The 25060-nt window shown below is 64.8% G+C and carries 19 protein-coding genes; 9 read left to right on the top strand and 10 right to left on the bottom strand.

The annotated features are described in order from the left end of the window. The first annotated feature begins 140 nt into the window (after nt 1-140). Nucleotides 141-1760, top strand: coding sequence for a GMC family oxidoreductase (locus QX108_RS21485; protein WP_315782495.1), 1620 nt, complete (start codon nt 141-143; stop codon nt 1758-1760). 437 nt (nt 1761-2197) lie between these two features. Here QX108_RS21485 and QX108_RS21480 read toward each other — a convergent pair whose 3' ends face one another. Next, complete coding sequence (locus tag QX108_RS21480) at nt 2198-3370, bottom strand: acyltransferase (protein ID WP_315782497.1); 1173 nt, start codon at nt 3368-3370, stop codon at nt 2198-2200. A gap of 217 nt (nt 3371-3587) precedes the next feature. Between QX108_RS21480 and QX108_RS21475 the strand changes: the two genes are divergently transcribed. The 4 genes from QX108_RS21475 to QX108_RS21460 all read left to right on the top strand — a co-directional run bounded on the left by QX108_RS21475 (nt 3588) and on the right by QX108_RS21460 (nt 6301). Then, nucleotides 3588-4532 carry a metallophosphoesterase family protein gene (locus QX108_RS21475; protein ID WP_315719234.1) on the top strand — a complete coding sequence of 315 codons (945 nt, stop codon included), beginning with the start codon at nt 3588-3590 and terminating at the stop codon, nt 4530-4532. An 11-nt stretch (nt 4533-4543) separates the two neighbouring features. Next, on the top strand, nt 4544-4870 hold the full coding sequence (locus QX108_RS21470) for a cupredoxin family copper-binding protein (RefSeq protein WP_315719233.1): 327 nt from the start codon (nt 4544-4546) through the stop codon (nt 4868-4870). 97 nt (nt 4871-4967) lie between these two features. Continuing rightward, nucleotides 4968-5519 (top strand): sigma-70 family RNA polymerase sigma factor, encoded by a 552-nt coding sequence (locus QX108_RS21465; RefSeq protein WP_315782499.1) that lies wholly within the window; start codon nt 4968-4970, stop codon nt 5517-5519. Then, complete coding sequence (locus QX108_RS21460) at nt 5519-6301, top strand: anti-sigma factor (RefSeq protein WP_315782929.1); 783 nt, start codon at nt 5519-5521, stop codon at nt 6299-6301. The genes QX108_RS21465 and QX108_RS21460 overlap by 1 nt, the downstream gene beginning before the upstream one ends. A 375-nt stretch (nt 6302-6676) precedes the next feature. Here the strand turns inward: QX108_RS21460 and hpnO are convergent, their stop codons facing one another. Then, the gene (gene hpnO, locus QX108_RS21455) at nt 6677-8068 is read right to left on the bottom strand and encodes an aminobacteriohopanetriol synthase HpnO (protein WP_172112076.1); all 1392 of its coding nucleotides are present in this window, start codon (nt 8066-8068) and stop codon (nt 6677-6679) included. 101 nt (nt 8069-8169) lie between these two features. Here hpnO and QX108_RS21450 point away from each other — a divergent pair, with 101 nt between their 5' ends. Further along, on the top strand, nt 8170-8796 hold the full coding sequence (locus QX108_RS21450; RefSeq protein ID WP_172134228.1) for a DUF2147 domain-containing protein: 627 nt from the start codon (nt 8170-8172) through the stop codon (nt 8794-8796). A gap of 73 nt (nt 8797-8869) precedes the next feature. Here the strand turns inward: QX108_RS21450 and QX108_RS21445 are convergent, their stop codons facing one another. Further along, nucleotides 8870-11458, bottom strand: coding sequence for an MMPL family transporter (locus tag QX108_RS21445; RefSeq protein WP_315782503.1), 2589 nt, complete (start codon nt 11456-11458; stop codon nt 8870-8872). A gap of 479 nt (nt 11459-11937) precedes the next feature. Here QX108_RS21445 and ispH point away from each other — a divergent pair, with 479 nt between their 5' ends. Both ispH and hpnH read left to right on the top strand, forming a co-directional pair. Next, nucleotides 11938-12864 (top strand): 4-hydroxy-3-methylbut-2-enyl diphosphate reductase, encoded by a 927-nt coding sequence (gene ispH, locus QX108_RS21440; protein WP_315719229.1) that lies wholly within the window; start codon nt 11938-11940, stop codon nt 12862-12864. 34 nt (nt 12865-12898) lie between these two features. After that, nucleotides 12899-14047 (top strand): adenosyl-hopene transferase HpnH, encoded by a 1149-nt coding sequence (gene hpnH / locus QX108_RS21435; protein ID WP_172112072.1) that lies wholly within the window; start codon nt 12899-12901, stop codon nt 14045-14047. A 414-nt stretch (nt 14048-14461) separates the two neighbouring features. On the opposite strand, the gene QX108_RS21430 is transcribed toward hpnH, so the two are convergent. The 5 genes from QX108_RS21430 to QX108_RS21410 form a co-directional block, all read right to left on the bottom strand. Then, nucleotides 14462-15226: a phosphorylase gene (locus tag QX108_RS21430; protein WP_376698580.1), complete on the bottom strand. Its 765-nt coding sequence runs from the start codon at nt 15224-15226 to the stop codon at nt 14462-14464. A gap of 439 nt (nt 15227-15665) precedes the next feature. Then, nucleotides 15666-16910, bottom strand: coding sequence for a hydroxysqualene dehydroxylase HpnE (hpnE, locus tag QX108_RS21425; RefSeq protein ID WP_315782505.1), 1245 nt, complete (start codon nt 16908-16910; stop codon nt 15666-15668). Then, on the bottom strand, nt 16910-17749 hold the full coding sequence (gene hpnD / locus QX108_RS21420) for a presqualene diphosphate synthase HpnD (protein ID WP_315719226.1): 840 nt from the start codon (nt 17747-17749) through the stop codon (nt 16910-16912). The genes hpnE and hpnD overlap by 1 nt, the downstream gene beginning before the upstream one ends. Beyond that, nucleotides 17746-18624 (bottom strand): squalene synthase HpnC, encoded by an 879-nt coding sequence (gene hpnC, locus QX108_RS21415; protein ID WP_315719225.1) that lies wholly within the window; start codon nt 18622-18624, stop codon nt 17746-17748. Before hpnC ends, hpnD begins: the two co-directional genes overlap by 4 nt. 223 nt (nt 18625-18847) lie before the next feature. Then, on the bottom strand, nt 18848-19081 hold the full coding sequence (locus QX108_RS21410) for a hypothetical protein (protein ID WP_172112067.1): 234 nt from the start codon (nt 19079-19081) through the stop codon (nt 18848-18850). A gap of 482 nt (nt 19082-19563) precedes the next feature. Between QX108_RS21410 and QX108_RS21405 the strand changes: the two genes are divergently transcribed. Beyond that, nucleotides 19564-20058, top strand: coding sequence for a hypothetical protein (locus QX108_RS21405; protein ID WP_172112066.1), 495 nt, complete (start codon nt 19564-19566; stop codon nt 20056-20058). Between the two features lie 235 nt (nt 20059-20293). Here the strand turns inward: QX108_RS21405 and QX108_RS21400 are convergent, their stop codons facing one another. Continuing rightward, entirely contained in the window at nt 20294-22651 is a 2358-nt protein-coding gene (locus tag QX108_RS21400) for an efflux RND transporter permease subunit (RefSeq protein ID WP_315782509.1), read from the bottom strand. A gap of 393 nt (nt 22652-23044) precedes the next feature. Continuing rightward, a complete protein-coding gene (locus QX108_RS21395; RefSeq protein ID WP_315719223.1) occupies nt 23045-24631 on the bottom strand; it encodes a B12-binding domain-containing radical SAM protein in 1587 nt (528 codons plus the stop codon). Nucleotides 24632-25060 lie beyond the last annotated feature (429 nt).

Genomic DNA, 25060 nt, shown 5'->3' with positions numbered 1-25060 from the left:
CAAAAGTCGCACCGCCCAAGATCTGAGCATGATCTGGGCTGCGCCAGCCTCATGGCTCGGTCAACCAGCCATGAACGTGGCGCTTGTCCGGCCCCGCCCCCGCTGACTAAAAGCCTCGCAAAGACGGGAAGGGAATGCCGATGGGACGCCAGCTCGACGGGGAATACGACTACATCGTGGTGGGCGCCGGCACCGCCGGCTGCATCCTCGCCAACCGGCTGTCGGCCGATCCGAACACCCGGGTGCTGATTCTCGAGGCCGGCGGCAACGACAACTGGATCTGGTTCCATATTCCGGTCGGCTACCTCTTCGCGATCGGCAATCCGCGCTCCGACTGGATGTTTCGCACCGAGGCCGAGCCCGGCCTGAACGGCCGTTCGCTCGCCTATCCCCGCGGCAAGGTGATCGGCGGCTGCTCGGCCATCAACGCCATGATCTCGATGCGCGGCCAGGCGGCCGATTACGACCATTGGCGCCAGCTTGGCCTGTCCGGCTGGTCCTATTCAGACGTGCTGCCGGTGTTCCGGCGGCTGGAGGACCATTTCCTCGGCGAGAGCGAGCACCACGGCGTCGGCGGCGGCTGGCGGATCGAGGCGCCCAGGCTGTCCTGGGCGGTGCTGGACGCGGTCGGCGACGCCGCCGAGCAGATGGGCATCCGCCGCATCCCGGACTTCAATACCGGCGACAATGAAGGCATCAGCTATTTCCACGTCAACCAGAAGCGCGGCCGGCGCTGGTCGTCGGCGCGGGGATTCCTCAAGCCGGCACTGAACCGGCAAAATCTGAGGCTTGAGACCAACGTCCTGGTCGAGCGGCTGATCATCGAGAACGGTCGTGCGGTCGGCGTGCGCTTTCAGCAGAACGGCGAGACCATCGAGGCCCGCACCACGGGCGAGGTGATCCTGAGCGCCGGCTCGATCGGGTCGGTGCAGGTGCTGCAGCGCTCAGGCATCGGGCCGGCGGACTGGCTCGGCGAACTCGGCATCGATGTCGTCCTCGACAAGCCCGGCGTCGGGCGCAATCTGCAGGACCACCTGCAGCAGCGCGCGATCTACAAGGTCACGGGCGTCAAGACGCTGAACGAGACCTACTACTCGCTGATGCGGCGCGGCCTGATGGGTCTCGACTACGCCTTCCGCCGGCGTGGCCCGCTGACCATGGCGCCGTCGCAGCTCGGCATCTTCACGCGCTCGGATGGCACGCGCGACCGCGCCAACATCCAGTTCCACGTGCAGCCGCTATCGCTCGACAAGTTCGGCGATCCGCTGCATCGCTTCCCCGCGATCACGGTGAGCGCCTGCAATCTGCGGCCGAGTTCGCGCGGCACGGTGCGGATCAGATCCGCCAGGATCGACGAGGCTCCGTCGATCGCGCCGAACTACCTGGCCACCGCGGACGACCGCCAGGTGGCGGCGGACGCCATCCGCGTCACGCGGCGGCTGATGAAGCAGAGCGCGCTGTCGGCGTACAAGCCGGAGGAGTATCTCCCCGGCCCCGCTGTCGGCGACGACGACGCCGCGCTCGCCAAGGCCGCCGGCGACATCGGCACGACGATCTTCCATCCGGTCGGCACGGCCAAGATGGGCACCGCCGACGATCCGATGGCGGTGGTCGACGAACGGCTGCGCTTCCGCGGCCTTGACGGCCTGCGCATCGCCGACGCCTCGATCATGCCGACAATCACCTCAGGCAACACCAACACGCCGACGGCGATGATCGCGGAGAAAGCGGCGGGGATGATTTTGGAGGATGGGCGCTGACGATCTCCATGCCGCCCGCCTGTCACGGGCGGCATGACGCGAGATCGAACTCCTGACGATGGGCTGTACGCTTACGCCGCGCGAACCTGCAGAGGTGTAACGGCCCAAGCTGACACGTCTCTGACAGCACGCGACCATCGGACGCGATACAGCACAGTGGGAATAACGTCTGAGCCGTCATCCGCCTGTCGTCACTTCATGCAGCGAATACGTAGGGTAGGCAAAGCGACGCCGAAAAGCGGCGCGTGCCCACCATCGTACGGCAGATGATTGCCACGGCGACGAAGCGCCGGACGCATTCAACAGTCGCGTCCGTGGCCCCTGGATCGCGTCGCTACGCTCGCGATGACGGCGTTCGTGGCGGCGCTCGGTGCCGGCCACAATCGTCATTGCGAGCGAAGCGAAGCAATCCAGGGCCCCAACCCAACTCTCTGCTTTCAGATGATCCGCGCAACCAACGGCACTCGCCGCAACAGCGCAGCCGCTCCCCAGCTCACGATCAGCGTCCCCACCAGCACGATGGCGAACTTCACCGCGGCGGGCCACGCGGGATCGAACACCAGATATTGCAACCAGAGCAGCGGCAGGAAGTGCAGGAGATAGATGCCGTAGGCCGAGGGCTGCATGCGGTCCATCATCGAAAGCGGCGCCCTCGCCCAGCGCAGGAAGAAGGTCGGCACGCCGAACGCCATCGACGCGCAGAAGCTTGCGACCGCGCCCCCATAGGCCGCCCGCCACCACAGCGGCGGCGAGTCGAAATCGGCGATCCAATTGTGATGAGCGTAAGCGAGCAACAGGATCAGGCCATAGCAGGCGTAGGACAGACCGAACCAGACCGCCCAGCGCCGCACCAGCGCGCCGTCCTGCGCGAACGGGCCGGTGCGCAGGCCGGCGGCACCGATCGCGATACCCGCGATGAAGAACGTCGGATAGAGCAGCGCGCGGCTGGCCTGCAGCGGCAGCGGGAAATGGCCGGGCATGAACCACAACCCGTCGCCGAAGATGAGATGCGGCGGCAGATAGGCGGCGTTGGCGATGGCCAGGAAGACCAGGAAACCCGTCAGTGGAGAGCGCAGCAGCGTGCCGGCGAAGCGCCCGAGCGCCGGGATCGCCCGCGGCGCCAGAGTCCAAGCGAGGGCCGCGAACAGGTCGAAGATCAAGAGCACGCCGAGAAACCATGCCGAGCCCGACGGCCACGGGCCCGTGGAGATCATTCGTTCCCACACCGTCGTGAACTGGTCTTCCGCCACGTAGTAACGGTAATAGGCGATCGGCATGATCACGAAGATCGACACGATGTAGGGCACGCCGAGCCGCAGCGTGCGGCGGCCGAGATAGCCTCCGGCGCCCCTCCTCTCCAGGCTCGCCGGCACGAACAGACCGGAAATAAAGAACATGCACGACATGAAGTAGCTGTCGTTAAACAGCGCGACCAGATCGAAGCCGAGCCAGTGCATGCGGTCGCCGCCCTGGCCGAAATAAGTGTAGTTGATGGCGGAGTGATACAGCACGACCGACAGCGTGATGAAGGTTCGGGCGCGGTCGAGCGGCACGATGCGGCCGCTGGCCGTGTCGGCCTGCTGGATATTCGGAGTCAGGCGGTCATGCATTGGCTTTGCATCCAACATCAGCAGCCACGCTGCCGCTGGCCGTTCTATGGTCCATGCGCTGCCCGGCCGATATCATGCTTGAGTATGCGAACCGCGTGCCATCAAAGGCATGATCACGAACGCGTCATCTCGCAAAGACCTGCATTCGCCGGGAATAAATCGTCGCCTGCTCCGCTCTCCTCGCTTGTCAGCCCCGTGCGGGCGATGGGAGAGCACCATGAGCTTCGACAATCACGATGACCGAGGCGCCAGCCGCCGCAAGGTCCTGGAATGCATGACCTGGGCCGGGACCGGCGTGCTGTGGACGATCGCAGGCGGCGTGCCACGGTCGCTGGGCCTGATCGATGCGGCGCAAGCGGCCGAACAGCGGGCGCAGGGCCTCTCCTTCCTGCAAATCAGCGACAGCCATGTCGGCTTCGACAAGCCGGCCAATCCGAACGCGATCGGGACGCTGGAAGAAGCCGTCAACCGCATCAAGGCGATGCCGGCCAAGCCGGCCTTCATGATCCACACCGGCGACATCTCGCACCTGTCGAAGGCGGCGGAGTTCGACGACGCCGACCGCATCATCTCGCAGACGCGGCTCGACGTGCACTACGTCCCAGGCGAGCATGATTTCCTCGACGAGGACGTCAAGCTCTACAAGGAGCGCTACGGCAAGGGCACGCGCGGCGCGGGCTGGTATTCGTTCGATGCAAGCGGCGTGCACTTCATCGGGCTCGTCAACGTCGTCGATCTCAAGGCCGGCGGGCTCGGCAATCTCGGCGCTGAACAGTTGGCCTGGCTGGAGCAGGACCTGAAGGGTCGCTCGAAATCGACGCCGATCGTGGTGTTCGCGCACATCCCGCTGTGGACGGTGTATCCGCAATGGGGCTGGGGCACCGAGGATGGCGGCCGGGCGCTCGACATGCTCAAGGGCTTCGGCTCGGTGACGGTGCTGAATGGCCACATCCATCAGGTGATGCAGAAGGTCGAGGGCAACGTCACCTTCCACACCGCGCGCTCGACCGCGTTCCCGCAGCCGGCGCCGGGCACGGCGCCCTCGCCTGGGCCGATGAAGGTCGAGGATGCCCGGCTGCGCAGCCTGCTCGGCATCGCCAGCATCGACTTCAAGGTCGGCGACGAGCGGCTCGCGATCATCGACACACCGCTGGCGGGCTGAGGATCGATCGCATGACGATATCAGTATCGCTGGGGCGGAGCATTCGCCTCGCTCTCTCTGCCGCCACGCTCGGCATCGCGCCGCTGCACGCCGAGACCATCAAGGTCGCGATCGACAACTTCACCTTCGCGCCGGCAGAGGTGACGGTGAAGGTCGGCGACACCGTCACCTGGACTAATCACGACGACATCCCACATACGGTGGTGTCAGCGGGCAAGTACCGCTCGAAGACACTCGATACCGACGACAGCTTCTCGTTCACTTTCGTGTCCCGCGGCGACTACAAGTACTTCTGCTCGCTGCATCCGCACATGACGGGGATGGTCAAGGTTGAGTAGCTTCCCAAACCAGGGCATGAGCATTGCGTCGTGGCCGGGCCGGCAGCGAGCTGTCGCCCCGGCGGTGACGCCACGAACCGAACCGGAAAGGACGGCGGTGTCCCCATCGCAAGACGATCCCGAGAGAGCGCGGCGCTTCCGCGAGGCGGCGCTGCCCTATCTGGACGACGTCTACACGCTGGCGCGCTATCTGCTGCGCAATCCCGCAGACGCTGAGGACGCCGTGCAGGAATGCTATCTGCGCGCGCTGAAGCACTTCGACACCTATCGCGGCCCGGCGATGAAGCCGTGGCTGTTCGCGATCCTGCGCAACGTCTGCCACGCCGAGTTTGCCAGGCGCGCCGTCGCGCCGGTCAAGATGCTCGACGATACGCCCGAGGCTGCCGAGCAGGCGCCGATCTGGCAGGAGAGCGCCGAGACGCCGGAGGGCACCGTCCTCCGCGAGCACGATGCGTCGGCGATACAAGCGATGATCGCCACGCTGCCCGAGCCGTTTCGCGAAACCTTGGTGCTGCGCGAGATCAACAATCTGTCCTATCGCGAAGTCGCGGAGGCTGCCGGCGTTCCGGTCGGTACCGTGATGTCGCGGCTGGCGCGCGCCCGTGCGATGCTGCGCGCCGCGTGGCTCGCGCAGGAGGAGCCACAATGATGACCTGCGATGAAGCCGAGATCCTGATCCACGCGCTCGCCGACGGCGAGCTCGACGCCGGCCATGCGCGCGAGGTCGAGGCCCATGTGGCGAGCTGCCCGCGCTGCGCCTCGGAGTTCGCGGCCATCAATGAAATGAAGCGGGCACTGGCCGGCGCTGACCTGACTTACGAGGCGCCCGCCGCCTTGCGCCAGCGGATCGAGGCCGAGTTGCCGCCCGCGCAGATCTCGAACGTGACGGCGCTCGCGGCGGCGCCGAGCCGCCGATCGTTGCTGAAAGGCTTCGCCATCGGCTCAGCCGTGTCGGCTCTTGCCGCCACCGGCCTCGTCGCGATCGTGCTGCGCAACGACGATCAGCAGCGCATCGAGGCCGAGATCGTCTCGGCGCATCTGCGCTCGCTGCAGGCCGGACACCTGACCGATGTGATCTCGACCGATCAACACACGGTGAAGCCGTGGTTCAACGGCAAGCTCGATGTCGCACCACCGGTGATCGATCTCACTGCGCAGGGATTCACCCTGATCGGCGGCCGGCTCGATTACGTCGATGCGCGCGCGATCGGTGCCGTGGTCTATCGCCGCCGTCAGCATGTGATCAATCTGTTCGTAGCGCAGACGTCGTCAACCGAGCGCCGGACTGCCCGGCTCGATGCTCTGCAAGGCTTCAACATCCGCTCGTGGCGCGACCGCGGCCTGAGCTACTGGGCTGTGAGCGACATCAATGTCGACGAGCTCAACGAGTTCGGCGAACGGTTCGAGCGGGCGATGGGTGGGAGCAGCTGAGTCTCTCGCTTCGTCATTGCGAGCGCAGCGAAGCAATCCAGAGTCCTTGCGCAGCCCTGGATTGCTTCGCTGCGCTCGCAATGACGGAGATTTTATCTGAAACCGTAGGGCGGGCAAAGCGAAGGGTGCCCGCCGCGAACGAACGAGCAATCAGATGGTGGGCACGGCGCTCCCCGCCTTTGCCTCTCCCTCGCAGCCGCATCCCCGCTGTCATGCCCGCGCAGGCGGGCCTCCAGTACGCCGCGGCCCATCGAGGTGATCACAATGTCTCGGCGTACTGGATCGCCCGGTCAAGCCGGGCGATGACAGTGAGTATGCCGCGAGGGTGCCTCTTTGTACTGACCAGCCGCTCGTTGTACTTACAAGCCGCTCGGTTCACGCCGACTTGCGGATGGCGTTGTCGACCAGGGTCTTGCCGAGCGACCAGATCGCGCCGGGGACCTTGTGGCTCTGGGCGATGACGTCGTCGAAGGCCCGTTCGATCCAGGTGCAGTCCTCTTCCGTGATCGTCAACGGCGGCAGCAGCTTGATGGTGTGCAGGCCGTGGCCGGCAACCTGGGTCAGGATCTTGTGATCCTTGAACAGCGGCACCGTGATCAGCTGGCAGAACAGGCCCTTGTTGGCGCTTTCCAGCATGGTCCAGGACGCCTTGAGGCGCAGCGATTTCGGCGGACCGAATTCGACGCCGATCATCAGGCCCTTGCCGCGCACTTCCTTGAGCAGCTCGTAGCCGGGCACCATCCGCGTCAGCGCCAGCCGCAGCTCGGCGCCGCGCTTGGCGGCGGCCTCGACCAGCTTCTCCGCCTTCATCACCTCGAGGGTCGCGATGCCCGCGGCCATGGCCAGATCGTTCTTGGCGAAGGTCGAGCCATGCACGACCGCGCGATCCATGCGGTTGAAGATCTTGTCGAAGATCTGCTTGCGCGTGAGCAGCGCGCCGACCGGAACGTGACCGCCCGACAGTGCCTTCGACAGCAGCACCATGTCAGGCTCGACATTCCAGTGTTCCACCGCGAGGAACCGACCGGTCCGGCCCATCCCCGTCTGGATCTCGTCGGCGATGAAGATGGTGCCGTATTTCTTGCAGAGCGCGGCAGCGCCGGGCAGGAACTCGTCGGAGGGCATGTTGACGCCCTTGCCCTGGATGGGCTCGACGATGAAGGCGGCGATCTCGCGTGACGACAGCGCCTGCTCAAGCGCAGCGAGATCGTTGAACGGAACCGCTGTGCAGCCCGGCAGCAGCGGCTCGAAGCCGTTGCGGAAGTTCGGATCCTCGGTCAGCGACAGCGCGCCATAGGTCAGGCCATGATAGGAGTGCCCGCAATAGACGATGCCAGGCCGCCCCGTCGCGCCCCGCGCGAATTTGATTGCGGCTTCGACGGTCTCGGCACCCGAATTCGCGAAGAACACCTTGTCCAGGTACGGGACATATTCCAGCAGCCGCTCGGCAAGAACGCCCGCGAGTGTGGAGACATCGAGCTGGACGAGGTTCGGCAGGTCGCTGTCGAGAACGCTCTTCAGCGCGTCACGGAGAGTCGGATGGTTGCGCCCGATGGCGAAGACACCAAAACCGCTGAGCAGGTCAAGATAGCGGGCCCCGTCACGATCGTAGAGATACTGCCCTTGTCCCTTCTGGAACCCGACATCATATCCAATCGTTTTGAGAACCCGGACCAGTTGCTCGTTCAGATGCCGAGAGTGCATCGTGCTGCGCTGCGCTTGGCGCTCCACAAACATCTCGGAAACGTCTAGATTGGGTTTTAGCATCGGCTACATACTTCGGTTGATGGACGTGACGTCAACTGAAAACGCGCAATGCGGCGTTTTGCCCTCATTCGCACCATCAAAGCAAGCACGGGTTTCTGCCAATGTTGCATCGCCTTAGATCTCTCATGTCGACAACGATAGCATACTCCGCAGTGGTGTTCGCAGCAGGAATTTCTTCTGCGCTCGCGGCTGATCCCACAGGCGACTGGCGGGTCGCCGACGGCGTCGCCAACATCCGAGTCGCACAATGTAATGGCAGCATGTGGGGCGTGGTGGCCTGGGAGAAGACCCCGGGCGGCCGGGACGCCAACAATCCCGATCCGGCCCGGCAGAGCCGGCCGACGCTCGGCATGCCGATCCTGATCGACATGAAGAAGAAGCCGGGCGCCGAGGCGTGGGAAGGCCAAGTCTACAACGCCAAGGACGGCCAGCTCTACAGTTCGACGATCACGCCGACCGACGCCGATCATCTGGAAATCAAGGGCTGTGTGCTCGGCTTCCTGTGCGGCGGCGAGACCTGGACGCGGGTTGGCCCGCCGATCCCGTCGAGCCCCGTCAACAGCATGGCCAAAGGTACACAGAAACCAATTGCACCGGCTCCTGCTCCGGCTCCGAAAGCGGCAGCCGGCCACAGCAGCGGCACGGTTGCCGCGGCCAGACCGGCGCCGAAGCCCGCCGATCAAATCGGCGACATCTGCCTGCTGCCCGACGTGGCACGGCCCCGCTAAGTCGTCCGACACCCATCAATAAAAAAGCGGCCGAGTGCATCGGCCGCTTTTTCCTTTTGCGCCTCGCTCGCCGCTATTCGTGGACCTCGCGGGGCTTGCCCATCAAGGCCGGCTGGAACAGCAGCACGGCGGCAAGCGTGGTGACGAGCGACAACGCCAGCAGCTTGCCCATGCTGGATGTGCCGGGATGGCTCGACAGCCACAGGCTGCCGAAAGCGGTCGCCGTCGTCAGCGCGCTGAAGAAGATCGCCCGGGTCAGGCTGGTCTGCAGCAAATTGGTGCGGCCGCCGCGCCACGCCACCACGTAGTAGATCTTGAACGCGACGCCGATGCCGAGCAGCAGCGGCAGCGCAACGATGTTGGCGAAGTTCAGCGGCAGCTTGATCAGGACGCAGATCTCGAGCGTGACGGCGCCGGCAACCAGGAGAGGCACCAGCGTCATCAGCACGTCGGAGAAGCGCTTTAGGGTGACCCACAACAGCAGGCTGATCACGACCAGCGAGTAGATGCCGGCGTGGATGAACGCCTTCACGATCGTGTCACCCGATTTCAGGATCGAGACCGGGCCGCCGATCGCATTGGGCTCCGCCGTCAGCACGGCATTCGCGAACCGCCTGAGATTGTCGTTGTCGTTCGGATCGCCCTTGGGCTGCGCCTCGACGCGAATCAGGCCGTCCTTGCTCTTCCACTGCGACACGAGCTCAGGCGGCAGATTGGCCAAGGTGACCGGCTGCGCCTGCAACGTGGCGCTGAGTTGCGCGAGCGTGATCTTCCACGGCTCGACGAACACGGCCTGGGCCTTGCTCCGCACCGCTTCGCTCGCGCCCGCGAGCTTGGCAAGCGCGTCTGCGAGGCGCCGCGCCGCCGCAGCGCCGGGGCCCTTGTCTTCCCCCGCCGTGCGCCGGAGATTGTCGACGGTCGAGTTCAGCGCCTCGATGTTTTCCTTGTCGCTCGGTGCCGCATCGACCTGATCGGGATTGAGCGCCGGTCCCAGCACCTTGGCGCCCTGTGCGATCAGCTTCAGCTTGGCCGGCTGGTCCTGGGGCACGAAGCTGTCGAGCGACATCACGCGCGCCACTTCCGGCAGCTTCTCGAGCTTGGCCTCGATTGCCTTCGCTTCGCTCTCCGAGCGGGTCAGCACGTCGATCGCGTTCGCCCCGGTGTTCGGATCCTTTCGCAGATCGAGATAGGTCGCAATCGACTCGGCGTGGGGATTGCGCAGGTTCATCGGGTTGAAGTCGAACTTCATGTAATAGAGCAGCGGCAGGCCGGCGATGACGAGGCCGAGCGTGCCGACGATGATCGGCACGCGGTGCTTCTCCAGGAAATCGTCGAGCGGTGCCAGGAAGGCGTAGCCGACCGGCTCTTTCTCGCCGGGCGGATTGAGGATCTTGAGCAGCGCCGGCAGCACCGTGATCGAGGACAGGAAGGCGATGATCATGCCGGCGCCGGCGATGGCGCCGAGCTCGGAAATGCCCTTGTAGTCGGTCGGCAGGAAGCACAGGAAGCCGGCAGCCGTCGCCATCGCCGCGAGCGACAGCGGCACGGCGGAGCGCCGCGCAGCTTCGGCGAGCGCCTCGGGCAGGTCGTCATTCTTGAAGCGCTCGGAGCGATAGCGCACGCTGAACTGGATGCCGAAATCGACGCCGAGGCCGATGAACAGCACGGCGAACGCCACCGACAGCAGGTTGAGCGATCCCACCATCATCAGGCCGACCGCCGTGGTGAGGGCAAGGCCGATGAACAGGTTGATGAACACGGCCGAGATGATCTTGGCCGAATGCAGCGCCAGCCACAGGATGATCAGCACGACGACCACGGTGCCGATGCCGTTGACGACGGCGCCCTCCTGCACGGTGGCGTATTCCTCGTTGGCGATCGGCACCGGCCCGGTCAGGCGCACACGGGCGTGAAAGCGGTTCGGGAAATCGAGCTCGGCCGCGGCTTGGCGAATCGCATCGGTCGCGGCCTTGCCGGGCTCCAATGCCTGGTAGTCGAGGATCGGCTTGAACTGGATGAAGGCGCGCTTGTCGCTGTCCTCGAGCGGCTTGTCGGAGATCAGCTGGCGCCAGGAGAAGGTCGCATCGCCCTTGTCGAGCACGGTCTCGACGGTCTGCGAGATGTAGTCGAACGGACGCGCGGCGTTGTCGAGCTTGACCTGGCCGCGCTTGACGCCGGCAAGGCCGGTCTCGAGCGCGCCGGTCAGGCCGCGGATCGAGGGATCGCCGGCCATGATCTCGACCAGGGGCGCCGCCGCGGTGAACTGCTCGGTGAGCTGCTTGACCTCCTCGGTCGGCAGGAACAGCAGGCCGTTCCGGGCGAAGAACTCGCCGCCGCCGAGCAGCTCCACGGACGAGAAGTTGGCGGTGTCGCCCTTGAGCTTCTTGGCGAGCGCGTCCGCCGCCACACCGGTCAGCTCGGGGGTCGCCGCCTCGACCACGCCCAGGATCATGCGGTCGCGATCGAACGCCTGCTCATACTGCTGGTCGCGCTTGCGCCAGTCGAGCTCCGGGGAGATCAGCTTGTTGATGTCGGTGTTGATGGAGAAATGGCGGGCCGTGTAGACCCCCGCGCCTACCGACAACAGCAGGCCCGCAATCAATGTCGGCCAGGCGAACCGGGTGCAGGCCTTGACGATCGAGACGACAAACGTGGTCAGCACTTCGTGACTTTCTAATGTTTAAAGAGCTGGGCGGAAACGTCCGCTTCATGGCGGAGTTCCGTGGCCAGCGCCAGGGCTCGGAGCAAGCCCCAGCCCGGTTTGGCCCAGCCTTCGGAGACGAGGATGGTCCCTGGACGGCGGATCAGGTCGAACGATGCGCGGAACCGTCGGGGCGGCTGATATAGCGGCTGTTCTCGGCGGTAAAGTGACGAACGAGTGAGAGCATAAGTAGCTCAGTTGACTGAATTAATTTATAATTACTAAATTACCTTCGAGGCCTGGATCGCTGTGTGCCGGCGGTCACATGCGATCGAGTTGCAAACCGGCTTTCCTCTCTGCTCGATTTTTGACACAAAGCCCTGCGCTTCCATGGTCATGCGGGCAAATTGGGGCATTCGCCCTGGTGCGGATATTGCACCCCACTCGCACGCACGGAGGTAGCAGGTCGAAAGTGAGGCAACGTGGCTGACGGACGTCCCTTGCAAGTGTATCTCGCGCAACCGCGCGGGTTTTGTGCTGGCGTTGTGCGCGCGATCGAGATCGTCGAGCGCGCGCTGGAGAAGTACGGCCCGCCGGTCTATGTGCGCCACGAGATCGTGCACAACAAGCACGTGGTCGAGAGCCTGAAGGCCAAGGGCGCTGTTTTCGTCGAGGACCTTTCGGAAGTGCCACCGCGCGCTGTGACCGTGTTCAGCGCCCACGGCGTGGCGCGAACGGTCGAAGAAGAGGCAGCCGCCCGCGGCCTGCCGGTCCTCAATGCCACCTGCCCGCTGGTGACCAAGGTTCACAACCAGGGCAAGCGCTACATGGCCAGGGGCCGTACCCTGGTGTTGATTGGCCATGCCGGCCATCCGGAGGTTGAGGGAACCATGGGACAAGTTCCCGGACCGGTATACTTGGTGCAGAACACCGCCGATGTGGCGGCCCTGCCCCTGCCGCTGGACACCCCGATGGCCTATATCACCCAGACCACGCTGAGCGTGGACGATACCAAGGACATCATTTCAGCCCTCCAGGCCCGCTTTACAGACCTTCAAGGTCCCGATATCCGGGATATCTGCTATGCGACACAGAACCGGCAATCTGCGGTAAGGGACTTGAGCAAGCTGGTGGACGTCATCCTGGTGGTGGGCGCCGCCAACAGCTCCAACTCGAACAGACTGCGCGAGATCGGCACCGAGGCCGGGATCGCGAGCTATCTGATCGCAGACGGGAGCGAGCTGAATCCGGTTTGGCTGAAGGACGCCAAGGCCGTCGGCATCACCGCCGGCGCCTCGGCCCCTGAAGTGCTCGTCGACGACGTGATACAGGCTTTGCGGCGCATTGGACCGGTTGAGGTCGCGGTGGTCCCGGGGCGGGAAGAAAACATTGAATTCCGCCTGCCGGCCGAGCTGGTCGCGGGCTGATCGGTCCTCGTTTGGTCCAGAAAGAAGAGACGTAATGGCAATCCCCTTCCATAAGGAACTGCGTATCGGGGCCTATCTGATGAAGCAGAAGCTTCTCGGCCGCAAACGCTATCCCCTCGTTCTGATGCTGGAGCCGCTGTTCCGCTGCAATCTGGCATGCGCCGGCTGCGGCAAGATCGACTATCCCGACGCGATCCTCAACCGCCGCATGAGCGCGCAGGAGTGCTGGGATGCGGCCGACGAGTGCGGCGCGCCGATGGTGGCGATCCCCGGCGGCGAGCCGCTGATCCACAAGGAGATCGGCGAGATCGTGCGCGGCCTGGTCGCGCGCAAGAAGTTCGTCTCGCTCTGCACCAACGCGCTGCTGCTGGAGAAGAAGCTCGATCTGTTCGAGCCCTCGCCCTATCTGTTCTTCTCGGTGCATCTCGACGGCCTGCGCGAGCATCACGACAAGGCCGTGTCGCAGAAGGGCGTGTTCGACCGCGCCGTCTCCGCGATCAAGGCGGCCAAGGCGCGCGGCTTCACCGTCAACGTCAACGCCACCGTGTTCGACGGCCACCCGGCCGAGGAGATCGCCAAGTTCCTGGACTTCACCACCGAGCTCGGCGTCGGCGTGACCATGTCGCCCGGCTATGCCTATGAGCGCGCACCGGACCAGGAGCACTTCCTGAACCGCACCAAGACCAAGCAGCTGTTCCGCGACGTCTTCAAGCTCGGCAAGGGCAAGAAGTGGAACTTCATGCATTCCGGCCTGTTCCTCGACTTCCTCGCCGGCAACCAGGAGTTCGAGTGCACGCCCTGGGGCATGCCCGCGCGCAACATCTTCGGCTGGCAGAAGCCCTGCTATCTGCTCGGTGAGGGCTACACCAAGACCTTCAAGGAGCTGATGGAGACCACCGACTGGGACTCCTACGGCACCGGCAAGTACGAGAAGTGCGCCGACTGCATGGCACATTGCGGCTACGAGGCCACCGCCGCCAACGCAGCGCTGAGCAATCCGATCAAGGCCATGGCGGTGTCGCTGCGCGGCATCCGCACCGAGGGCCCGATGGCACCGGAGATCGACCTCTCCAAGCAGCGCCCGGCGCAGTACGTGTTCTCCTCCGAGGTGCAGAAGCGCCTCTCCGAGATCCGTCGCGACGAGGCCGTCGAGGCGCAGCAGAAGGCGTCAACCGCGGCCTGATCCGCTATCACCAAACAGCAAAAAGGCCGCCGAGCAATCGGCGGCCTTTTTTGTTGTGGCGGATGCGCACCTCTACTTCTCCGCAAAGAAGCTCGGTGTTGCCTGGATCGCTGTTAGTCGGATGCGAGATCGAGCTGCGCGAGCGGAGCGCTCCCTCTCCCCGTCCTTCACGGGGAGAGGGCTGGGGTGAGGGGCAGCCACACCCACCGACCGTGCGGAAAGTCCCCCTCACCCGGATCGCATCTGACGATGCGATCCGACCTCTCCCCGCAAGCGGGGCGAGGTTCGGACGAAGCAAGCCGCGACGGACGCGTGTTCTGTTGACTGCAATTGATGATCGGCCGAAGTATACGCTCCGGATCAACCGAAACGCACGAGCTCACTTCGCGCGTGACATCGTCCAGACGCTACCGCTCACGCCTCGGCGGCGGCCAGGGTCTCGGACTCGAGGAAATGCTCGGCCGCGAGCAGACCGCTCAGCAGCAGGTCCCGGGCGCCGCGAAGCGAGCGGAGGGCACGGTTGAACTCGATGCCGGTCGACACCAGGCCGCCCAGCACGGTCGGATTGCGGGCGAGGCCGCGCAGGATCATCGGAAGGTCGATGTCGCCGTTCGGCTTGATCGCATCCTTGGCGAGCGACGGCAGCGTGCGATGGGCAGGATCGGAGATCACGCGCAGCGCGGCGAAGGGCAGCCCGTATTCGGCAGCATAGGCGGCGGCGATGTGGCTCTCCATGTCGACGGCGGCCGCACCGGTCTTCATCCGCAGCGCGGCCTTGCGGGCCTGCGCCACCACCACCTCCTCGGCGCCGGCAAGCACGCCGCGCACGACACGGCGCTTTTTCAGGGCGGCGCGGGCAATATGCTCCTCGCGCAGCGACAGGCCCGAGAGCCAGCGGGCGTCACCGGCGGTCACTTCGGTGGCGACGACGATGTCGCCGGCCTTCAGGCTCGGATCGAGGCCGCCGGCCACGCCGAAGCTGACGACGCCGCGGATCGAGGTGGGATCGAACACGGTGAGCAGCGAGCGCAACTGCTTGGGATCGCTCGAGCTGCAGATGACCATCATGCCGGGCCCGGCCGCAATGCGAGCCTCCTGCACCAATCCCGTCACGACCAAGACCGGCCGCGGATCAATCGGGCGATCCGCGGACGTTTCGTCCCCCATCCCCAACTTCACAATCCGACCCCTGACACCTTATTCGACATCACTTGCCGACGTCGCTTCGTCATTGTTCCAAGCCCCAATCGCGGTGGCGCCAGAGCGGAAAGACCTTAACAAACCGAGGATTACGCAGAAAAAATCCGCGAGGAAACCCTGTTTGCGCCGCACTGCACCCGCACACGATGCGTTTTTTGCCCGGTGTTGCCATTTGGTCCCGCCCATTGCTGTTCCGCGCTGGAACAGACCGATGGAAGCATCACCTGCGATGGAACTTTAAGCAAAAACTGCGCCACGAAAATGTGAGACTCGCGTCATTCACCTCAGTCTCGCGAGAACAATCGGTGTCGTCCCGGACAAGCCCGGCAACGCGAAAGCGTTGGCGGGCGCCGATCCGGGAGGACACCGAGGGTGGAGCGCCGGCTCGATCCCGATGCGCAGATGGGCCGGACGATCCCTAACCCAGCAGCAGATCGGCCGCGCGATCACCCGATCGCACAGAGCCTTCGATCGTGGCCGGCAGGCCGGTGTCGGTCCAGTCGCCGGCGAGAGCAAGGTTGCTGAAGGCTGTCTTGGTGCCCGGGCGTAGCGCGTTCTGCTCCGGCGTCGCCTCGAAGGTGGCCCGGCGCTCGCGCACGATCTGCCACGGCGGCAGCTCGCCCGAGATCCCGGCGGCCTTGCAGACGTCGGCCCAGATCGCGGCGGCGAGCTCCTCTCTGGGCATGTCGACCAGGCGGTCGCCATTGCTGATGGTGACGGAGAGCCGCTGCGGGAAGGCGAACAGCCACTCGACCAGGCCGCCGACGACGCCGAGCAGTGGCGGCGAATCCTTCGGCGGCGTGATGCGGAAATGAGCATTGACGATGGCGCGATACTTGGTCGGCCCGGTCAATCCCGGCAGCAGTGCCATGGCGGGCCGCGGTGGCACCGCCAGCACGACGACATCGGACGACCCGAGCGCGACGGTCTCGTCGCCGCCGAATTTGAGGCCGGTCACACGGCCGGCCGCACTCTCCAGCCCGCGCAACTCGCGGCCGATCCGGACGCTGCCGCCCTTGCCTTCCAGGAATTTGACCGCGGGGTCGATCAGCACACCCGACAGGCCGTCGCGCGCGATCAGAGGACGACAGGCCTGCCCTCCCGCGAGCAAGGTCTCGCGGACGATGGCGCCGGCGAGCCCGGCGGAGCCTTCCGGTGGATCGCAGTTCAGCGCCGCCAGCAGCAGCGGCTGCACCAGGCGGTCGTACAGCGTCCCCTTGCAGGGAATGGTCGTGCCGATGGTCTTGGAGGTGCCGGCCCAGATCAGCGGCGACAGCGCGAGGTAGTCGCCGAGCCCGGTGTCAGGCACGCGGCGGCTCTCGTCGAACACCCACAGCGGCAGCCGGCCGCTGCCGAGATCGAGCAGCCAGCGCTGCCCGGTCTTGATGTCGGCAAAGGCGAACTGCGCCTTCTCCGGCCCGACCAGCCCGGCCTCCGAGCCGATCGCACGGGCATAGGACAGCACGTGATGATTGGCCGACAGCAGCAGATGGTTGCCGTTGTCGATCACCAAGTCAGTCGCGGCGTCGTAATAGGAGCGGCAGCGGCCGCCGAGCTGCTGCGTTGCCTCGTGGACGTGGACGATGTAGCCCGCATTGGCGAGCCGCACGCCGGCGGAAAGGCCGGACACGCCGGCGCCGATGATGTGAGCTGTCTTCTGCATCAGATGATTGCGTAGCGGAGGATGATGCCGATCTTCGTGAGCTTGCTCACGCGGACGGGCTCGCGCGGCAGCGCGAAGCCGCGTTCGAGCAAGAGATCGAACACGGCGCGATAATATTTCGACATGATCCGCGGCGCCCGCACGGCGCGTCGGCGATTTCGCCGCATGATCTCGTCGGCCTTCTCGAAATGCGTCTTGGCCCTGACCGCAACCGAGTTGCAGACCTTGGGCAGCGCCCGCTCCTGCATCACCTTGACCGGATCGTCGCCGGTGATGCCGGCGAACAGCAGCGCTTCGCGCGGCAGATAGAGGCGGCCGATGCCGGCATCCTCGTCGATGTCGCGCAGGATGTTGGTGAGCTGCAGCGCGCGGCCGAGATGATGCGCGAGCAGAATGCCGTCCTCCTCGGGCATGCCGAAGATGCGCACCGAGAGCCGGCCGACCGCGCTCGCCACCCGGTCGCAATACAGGTCGAGCGTGGCGAGATCCGGCGCGCGGATCTCCTGCGGCACGTCCATCTCCATGCCGTCGATGATGGCCAGGAAATCCTCGCGCTTCAGCCCGAACGTCTTGACCGAGCTGACGTAGTCGCGCAGCCGCGGCGGCGGGTTGCCCTGGTACAGCGCATCGATGTCGTCGCGCCATTTCTGCAGCGCCGCCAGCCGCTCGGGCCGCGGGCCGTCGGAATCGGCGATGTCGTCGACCTCGCGGCAGAAGCTGTAAACCTGGAACATCGCATCACGCTGGGCGCGTGGCAGGATACGCATGGCGGCATAGAACGAGCTGCCGGACGCAGCGGTGCCGTGATCGACGTTGTCTGCGGTCGCCTCGAGGGTCATGCGCCGGCCGCCGATTTGCTGACGGGATGACGACCGGCCACGCGGCGGCCGATCTCGCCCATGACCGAGGTGAAGGTGAGGCCGAGCATGCCCGTGGGCGAAAGATGGACGCGCTGGCTGAGCGGATCGCGCACCTGGAGCAGCGCCACGATACGGTCGGCGAAAGCCTGGATCACGGCAATCTCCAGTCCAAAGCGGAAATCCTTGACGCCGCTGTTGAGGTCCCTGCCCTCCTCGAGCAGCGCCGCGTTGCGCACGGCGAGCTTGTGCAGGCAGGTCAGCAGCGGCGGCGGCGACTTGGCCTCGCCGAGCATCTCGACCGTGGCGCCGGCCTCGGCCAGCGCATCGCGCGGGAGATACACGCGGTTGAGCGCCTTGTAGTCCTTGCCGCAGTCCTGCAAATGGTTGTTGATCTGCAAGCCGGCGCAGATCGCGTCCGATGCCGGCCAGGTCGCGGTGGACTCGCCGTGCACATCCAGCATGAAGCGGCCGACCGGCATCGCCGAATAACGGCAGTAGTGGATCACTTCGTCCCAGTTCTCGTAGCGCAGCTTGGTCACGTCCATGCGGAAGGCGACCAGGAGATCGAGCGCGTGACGCGGCGGCATTCCGCGCGTGGCCAGCGCGCGACGCAAATTGACGGCGACATCCTGGGTCTCGCCTGCCCCGGTGAGCTCGGCTTCCAGCACATCGAGCAACCGCAACTTCTCGTCACCCGGCAGACTGGGATGATCGGCGATGTCGTCGGCCGTGCGCACGAAATTGTAGAAGGCGAGGATCAGCCCTCGATGCTCCGGACGGATGATCCAGGAGGCCACCGGAAAGTTCTCGTCCCGGTGTGTCTTGCCGGATCGCAAATCGCTCGCGGTGGTCATGGACGAAACAGCTATCAGGTTGAAAGGGGCTTACGGAAAACAATGCCCGCCGCTTCGCTCATGCGAACGGATTGCTGGCCTCCATATAGGCGAAGATCCAGCCAAAACCAATGCAATCGATATCGGACAGCCCATACGGCCCGGCCGCCGCTTCCCCTGACGGGGCAAGCCGGCGGCCGTTAACCAAAACAGATCGGAAGCAACGGCTCCGAACGGCAACCGCTTACTGGTTGTGGGTCTTCAGCACCTTGTCGCAATCCGCGCTGATCTTGGAGCGGTTCTCCTTCAGGCACGCCAGGATGGTGAAGTCACCCTGATCGATCACAGCACGGCAGAACTTCTGAACGTCACGCGTGCACGCCGCCTGCTCCTCGGCAGTCCCACGCGCGCCTTGCGCGAAGGCCCCGGTGGAAACGGTCAGCGACAGCAGGGAAAGTGCCAGGAAAATCTTACGCATCGTGTTCCTTCATTTTGACAGCAGAGGTCACCTCCCGGATCGCCGTCGCTGCCCGGGAAAAACCTGTTTGGTTTGGCAAGGACCGCAAGCCCCCCAGCGCCGGAGGTACGCTGCCAAATGCGGCCAAATTCGCGCCCTATGGTCCGAGCAGTTCAAGCTCGGCCATCACAGCTTTGGCACAAACAAGGCGTTGATACTAGGGCATTATTCTGAGGCCGCGTTTTTCGCATTTGGCTGTTGCAAGCATGCCGCGGCCACCGTTAGATGCGGCGGCCGCCGGGGGCTGCGGTTGCAGCGGTTTTGCGACGAAAGGCCTTTGGCCCGACCCATCGCACCTGCGGGCAGGCGTGTTGACATCATGGCATCCGGTCGCACCGCCCGACCGGCCGTCATTTGAACCTAACCTTCGGCGAGAACACCAAAGTGTTCGAAGCGGCGTCACACGCCGGCACAACGGTGTCATTTTGGATGGGAAACTCGATATGAAACTGTTCGGCTCACCTTTCTCCGGGCGCCTCGTCAGGGCCGCCGGTCTCGGCGCAGCGCTGGTCATCTCGGCGACGGCCGTCCATGCGCAGTCAGGCCCGTTCGCCGGCTTCGACGGATCGTGGTCGGGCAATGGCACGGTCGCGCTGTCCGACGGCACCACCGAGCGCATCCGCTGCAAAGCCAGCTACAAGGTAGCCGGCGCCAATCTGAAGCAGAGTCTGCAATGCGCCAGCGACAGCTACAAGTTCCTGCTGTCCAGCGACGTCACCAGCCAGGGTGACCGCATCTCCGGAAATTGGAGCGAATCGAGCCGCAACGTGAACGGCGAACTGCAGGGCACCGCCGGCAACGGCCAGATCGACGTGTTCGTTCAGGCCGCCGGTTTCGCCGCCAGCATCACCCTGAAGACCAGCGGCAACAAGCAGGTCGTGCAGATCTCCTCGAAGGGCGAGATCCGCGGCGTCAACATCACGATGTCGAAGACCTGAGCGACGCGATCAGCCTGTAAAGACGCCAGCGGCCCTGACGATGTCAGGGCCGTTTTGTTTTGCGTGCCTGCGTAGCAATCAGTCGCCGATCCCATCTCCGCTGTCATCGCCCGGCTTGACCGGGCGATCCAGTATTCCAGAGGCGGTTGTGATAGGGCCGATTGGCTGCGGCGTACTGGATCGCCCGGTCAAGCCGGGCGATGACAGTTGTGTGTGGAGCCCACAGCCTGCCCTCTCACACCGGCTTGCGCTTCAGCTTTTGCGACAGGTTGATCAGGAACATCGCCGTCGGGCGGAGGATGAAAAGATCCGCGAACAGCGCAGCCACCATCGAGAACGCGCTCAGCCAGCCGAACAGCCGCAGCGACGGCAGGTCCGAGAACACGGTGACGACGAGGCCGCAGGCCAGCACCACCGTGGTGAGGATCAGCGCCGGACCGACCAGCACAGTGGCGCGCTCCACCGCGACGGCCGCGCTCACGCCCGGCGCGCTCTCCATCCGCAGACGGTTGAGGAAGTGAATGGTCGCCGACAGGCCGAGGCCGAAGGAGACCGTCAGCGCGACGACGCTGGCGAATTGCAGCCCCTCCCCCATCGCCCATAGCAGCGTTCCTGACATCACGACCGGGAAGATCCCCGGCAGGATACAGGCGAGCATCACCACCCAGGACCGGAAGGCAAGACCGATGAACATCGCGACCAGCGCGAACTCGATGGTGAGCCCGTGGTTCAGCTTCTGGATCATGCTGGCGGAGTTGCGCGCGGCGATCGCGGCAAGGCCGGTGACCGCGACCTCATAGCCGGGGTGCTTCTTGCGCACCGCGTCGAGTTCGTGATCGAGCTTGTCGACCACCGGCAGCAGCTGGCTGGAATCGAGGTCCGGCACGCGGCCGGCAACGACCACGGCGTCCTGCTCCTTGTCGATGAAGCGGCGCACCAGATGCTCGGGGATCAGGTTGACGTATTCCTGCAGGGTCGCGGTATCCGACGAGCCGGCCTTCTCTGCCAGCCAGCGCCGGAGCGTTTCCACCGACCACACGTTGCCGACGCCCGCCGTCTTCTCGACCGTGGCGTGAACGTCGGCGATCGTCTGCAACGTCTCCGGCGCATACAGGGAGGCGCCCTTGGGGAACTGGATCAGCACGTTGACCGGGTTGGCGCCGGTCAGCTTGGCGTCGAGACGATTGCTCGCCGCTACGGCCTGCTGCTTGTCCGGCACCTGGTCGGCAAGACGGTAGCGCGGCTCCAGGCTCGCATAGACCACCGCCAGACCGCCGACGAACACCACCGCGATCAGGCTGAACAGGCCGGGGCGGCCGACCATGCGCACCGCGATCCAGTAGCAGAAATTGCGCAGCGCCTGGACGCCGGCATCGGCACCCTGGAATTTGACCGCGAACGTCTTTTCGTTGCGCACCAGCAGCACGCCGAACACCGGCACCAGCGACAGCACCGCCAGCAGCGCGATGATGGTGGCGGCGAGCCCCGCCTCGCCGAACTTCCGGATCAGGTCGCTGTCGGAGAACTGCAGGGCGATGAAGGAAATGCCGGCGGTGGCGTGGGTCAGCACGCAGGCGGGGCCGACGACCAGCACGGCGTTCTTGAATGCCGTCACCTTGTCCTGCCCCGCGATCAGGCGGTCGCGCGCCGCGAAGGTGAGCTGCATCGAGTCGGAGAAGCTGATGACCATGATGAGCGGCGTCATCACGTTCAGGAACATGTTGAGGTTGAAATTGGCCCAGCCGAGCGCGCCGAGCGCGAGCAGGATCGCGATCAGCGGCGGAAACGCCGCCGCGATCATGAAGGAGACCTTGCGGAAGAAGATGATGGCAATGATGCAACCGGCGAGAATGCCGAGCACGTTGTAGGTCAGCCCGTCGCGCTCGACCGCGTTGCGGATCTCGAGCTGCATGACCGGCACGCCGGACAGCTGCACATTGAGCCCGGTACTGGCGAGGTCATCGGCCATCAGCTTTCTGATCTCGCCGACCACCTTGCCGAGGTCGTTCGAGGCGACCACCTTCGGCTCCAGCGACAACACGATCAAGGCGAGCGTCCCGTCTTCCGACAACAGCTTGCCGCGGATGATCTCGTTGGATTTCACCGTCTCGATGAACTTGTCATAGGCCTCGCCCTCGGGCAGATCCGACGGGAAGAGCGCGGCCGGAAGCTTGCCGGGCGCCGGCGCCTGGCGGGCCGAGAACAGCGAAACCAGTCCGCGCGTCCCCTCGACCAGTTGCAGGTCGGTCACGAAGTCGCGGAGCTTCTCGAGGTTGGGCCGGGCGAGCAGGGTCTTGCCTTCGACCACGACGAGGACGTCGAACTCCTCGGCCGGGAACTTCTTCGTGACCTCCTCGTACTGATGGAATTCCTTGCTGTCGGAGCGGAACAGCTGGCTGAGCGAATCGTCGATCTGGATGCGCTTGATGCCGAAGACCGCGGCCACGATCAGGACCAGGAGGACGATGCAGGAAAGGATCGGCACCTTGACTGCGAGCAGGCCGACGCGCTCGATCCCAAAGGCGATGCTGTCGGCCGGCCGGTGCTCGACCTTCTCGACATGGACTTCGTTGTCGTGCCTGACTTCCAGCATACGGGGTCCAGTGGGTTACGGCGTGGCCCAATTCGGGAGGCCTGAGCGCATAGGGCAGAAATAAGGCCGCTCGGCGAAGCAGAGATGACCGCATTGTGGCCCGCAGCCGAAGCTAATCCTTGAAAACACGCAGAAATTTGTCGGAGCCGGGTCTAGCAGGGTTCACACCCCGGCCGCAACCATGCGCGGCCACACAACACGGCGAGCCAGCATCTGCCGCCGATCACGCCACGATTCTGCCGCGCTTGAAAAGACCTCGTGCGCGCGCCGTCGTCGCAAGTCCCAGGCGGATGCCTGACTTGCTCACTCAATCGGGGTCAAACGTCACACGCTGCCTGGCACTGCCGCAGGCAGCCGCGCCAACCGGGCTTCCTCCGGCCGGCGGGGTGATCGTCACCCCGCCGGAACGGCCGCCTCGCGCAGCCGGATCGAGTAGTTCGACGCGTTCTGATGGCCACGCGAGGCGGCGCGCGCGAACATGATCAGATGGTGCGCGATCATGGCCACCGCGATGAAGTTCTCGACATTGCCCCGGCTCAGCTGGCCCCAGGCGAAGCGCCAGAATGGCCGCCTGTAGTCGCCGAGCACGCCGACCTTCCAGATGATCTTCCCCAGCATCACGAGCCCGCGCTTGATGTTCGGCCAGCTCTTCATCTCGTCGCTGACCGGGACCTTGATGCGGTTGGCATAGGTATGGTCGCATTGATGCTGGTAGCGCGCATAGAGCCGCTCCGGCTCATAGGCCACGTCCATGCAACGCCGCCACGCCGCAACCACCTCGTCATACGGCATCAGGAATTTGACGTTCGAATCGCGGCCGTCGTCATGAACGAGCCTCGCCTCGCGCTCGAGGCGATCCCACAGCGGCGTCTTCGGGAGCGCCTGCAGCAGATTGATGGTGAGCAGCGGAATCCGGCTTTCCTCGACGAATTGCAGCAGCGCATCCGCCGTCTGCGGCGTATCCGTGTCCAGTCCCATGATGATGCCGGAGACGACCTCCATGCCGTAGCTGTTGATGGTCCTGATCCCCTCCAGGATCGGCACCATCATGTTGTGGTCCTTCTGCATCGCCGTCAGCGCGTCCGGATCGGGCGTCTCGATGCCGCAGAAGATGGTGATGAAATAGGCCTCGCGCATCTTCTCCAGGATCTCCGGACGCTTGGCGATGTTGAGCGTCGCCTCGCAGGCGAGCCGCATCACATAGCCGGTGCGCTTCTGCCATTCGATCAGATGCGGCAGCAGCTCCATCGTGGCCTTGCGGTTGCCGATGAAGTTGTCGTCGACGAAATAGACCGAGCCGGTGACGCCGCATTCCCGGAGCTTGTCGAGTTCGGCGATGATCTGCTGCGGCGTCTTGATGCGCGGGTTGCGGCCGTAAAGGCCGGGGATGTCGCAGAACTCGCACTGATAGGGACAGCCGCTGGAATATTGGATGCTGCCCAGGAAGTACTTGCTGACCTCGGCCAGCTCGTAGGCCGGCACCGGGAAGTCGGTCATCGCAACGCGCTCTCCGGTGCGCAGCACGATCTGGCTCGCAGGCCGCGAGACGTCCTCGGCCAGGCGCGCGATGAGCGCATCGGTCGCATCGCCGAGCTCGCCGACATGCAGGTAGTCGAAGTCGGGATAGTAGTCCGGACAGGCACTCACCGACGGACCGCCGAGCGCGACCGGCAGATCGAACTCATGCGCCCGCCGGCAGATGTCGTTCATCTGCTGGCGCTGGATGTGCATGCCGCTGACGAACACCGCTTCCGCCCAGTCAAAGTCCTCAGGCTGCGCGGGGCGGATGTTCTCGTCGATGAAGCGCACCTCCCAGGAGCTGGGCAGATAGGCGGCGATCAGCAACAGCCCCTGCGGCGGCATGAAGGCCTGGATACCGTCCGTGAGCGGATAGGCGTGCTCGAAGGTTCCGAACGAGGAGGTATAGCGCGGAAACACACAAAGGATGCGGCGCTTGGTTTCGATGCGTGCGAATCTCATCGATTGTCCTCGCAACAAACTGTTATCCCGTTACCTTACGGCGACAGACGCAGCTTCGCCACCCCTTCCGGAAAAGTTGAGCCGCAGCCACGCCTTGCGTCGAGGCCGGTCGGCGCAAATGCCGGCGGCGTTGCAAAGTTCCACTCGGCTCCACGGGCGATCGAGAGCCTGGAGGTTCTCGCCACGCACCAGTTGCAATGCGTTTGCAAGGTAACGGAACACTGGAAGACGGCATCCGCCCTCCGTAGTCGAACGGATGCGGCAGGGCCCAACCGCGCTGCGAAGCACCTACTAATCGATTGAAATATCAGACGAAGTACGCGGGGGTTGCATCATACTGACAGCGTCCACTTAACGCTTTTTCCATGAAGCTTTTGCATAACTACTAATCATCAAGCGTTCCGGCGTTGTTGCCAAACCCTGCGGTAT

It is taken from the genome of Bradyrhizobium sp. SZCCHNR1002, from assembly GCF_032381435.1.
GTDB classification, from domain to species: domain Bacteria; phylum Pseudomonadota; class Alphaproteobacteria; order Rhizobiales; family Xanthobacteraceae; genus Bradyrhizobium; species Bradyrhizobium aeschynomenes.
This window is presented reverse-complemented; position numbering and strand designations above follow the sequence as displayed.

What these genes read in the sequence shown, in the direction of transcription:
- hpnD (WP_315719226.1), bottom strand. Translation starts at nt 17,749, where the DNA reads ATGACCCTCGAGGCGACCGCAGACAACGTCGATCACGGCACCGCTGCG.
- QX108_RS21475 (WP_315719234.1), top strand. Translation starts at nt 3,588, where the DNA reads ATGAGCTTCGACAATCACGATGACCGAGGCGCCAGCCGCCGCAAGGTC.
- hpnC (WP_315719225.1), bottom strand. Translation starts at nt 18,624, where the DNA reads ATGACCACCGCGAGCGATTTGCGATCCGGCAAGACACACCGGGACGAG.
- QX108_RS21460 (WP_315782929.1), top strand. Translation starts at nt 5,519, where the DNA reads ATGACCTGCGATGAAGCCGAGATCCTGATCCACGCGCTCGCCGACGGC.
- hpnO (WP_172112076.1), bottom strand. Translation starts at nt 8,068, where the DNA reads ATGCTAAAACCCAATCTAGACGTTTCCGAGATGTTTGTGGAGCGCCAA.
- QX108_RS21480 (WP_315782497.1), bottom strand. Translation starts at nt 3,370, where the DNA reads ATGCATGACCGCCTGACTCCGAATATCCAGCAGGCCGACACGGCCAGC.
- hpnE (WP_315782505.1), bottom strand. Translation starts at nt 16,910, where the DNA reads ATGCAGAAGACAGCTCACATCATCGGCGCCGGCGTGTCCGGCCTTTCC.
- QX108_RS21470 (WP_315719233.1), top strand. Translation starts at nt 4,544, where the DNA reads ATGACGATATCAGTATCGCTGGGGCGGAGCATTCGCCTCGCTCTCTCT.
- QX108_RS21400 (WP_315782509.1), bottom strand. Translation starts at nt 22,651, where the DNA reads ATGCTGGAAGTCAGGCACGACAACGAAGTCCATGTCGAGAAGGTCGAG.
- QX108_RS21410 (WP_172112067.1), bottom strand. Translation starts at nt 19,081, where the DNA reads ATGCGTAAGATTTTCCTGGCACTTTCCCTGCTGTCGCTGACCGTTTCC.
- QX108_RS21395 (WP_315719223.1), bottom strand. Translation starts at nt 24,631, where the DNA reads ATGAGATTCGCACGCATCGAAACCAAGCGCCGCATCCTTTGTGTGTTT.
- QX108_RS21405 (WP_172112066.1), top strand. Translation starts at nt 19,564, where the DNA reads ATGAAACTGTTCGGCTCACCTTTCTCCGGGCGCCTCGTCAGGGCCGCC.
- hpnH (WP_172112072.1), top strand. Translation starts at nt 12,899, where the DNA reads ATGGCAATCCCCTTCCATAAGGAACTGCGTATCGGGGCCTATCTGATG.
- QX108_RS21485 (WP_315782495.1), top strand. Translation starts at nt 141, where the DNA reads ATGGGACGCCAGCTCGACGGGGAATACGACTACATCGTGGTGGGCGCC.
- QX108_RS21450 (WP_172134228.1), top strand. Translation starts at nt 8,170, where the DNA reads ATGTTGCATCGCCTTAGATCTCTCATGTCGACAACGATAGCATACTCC.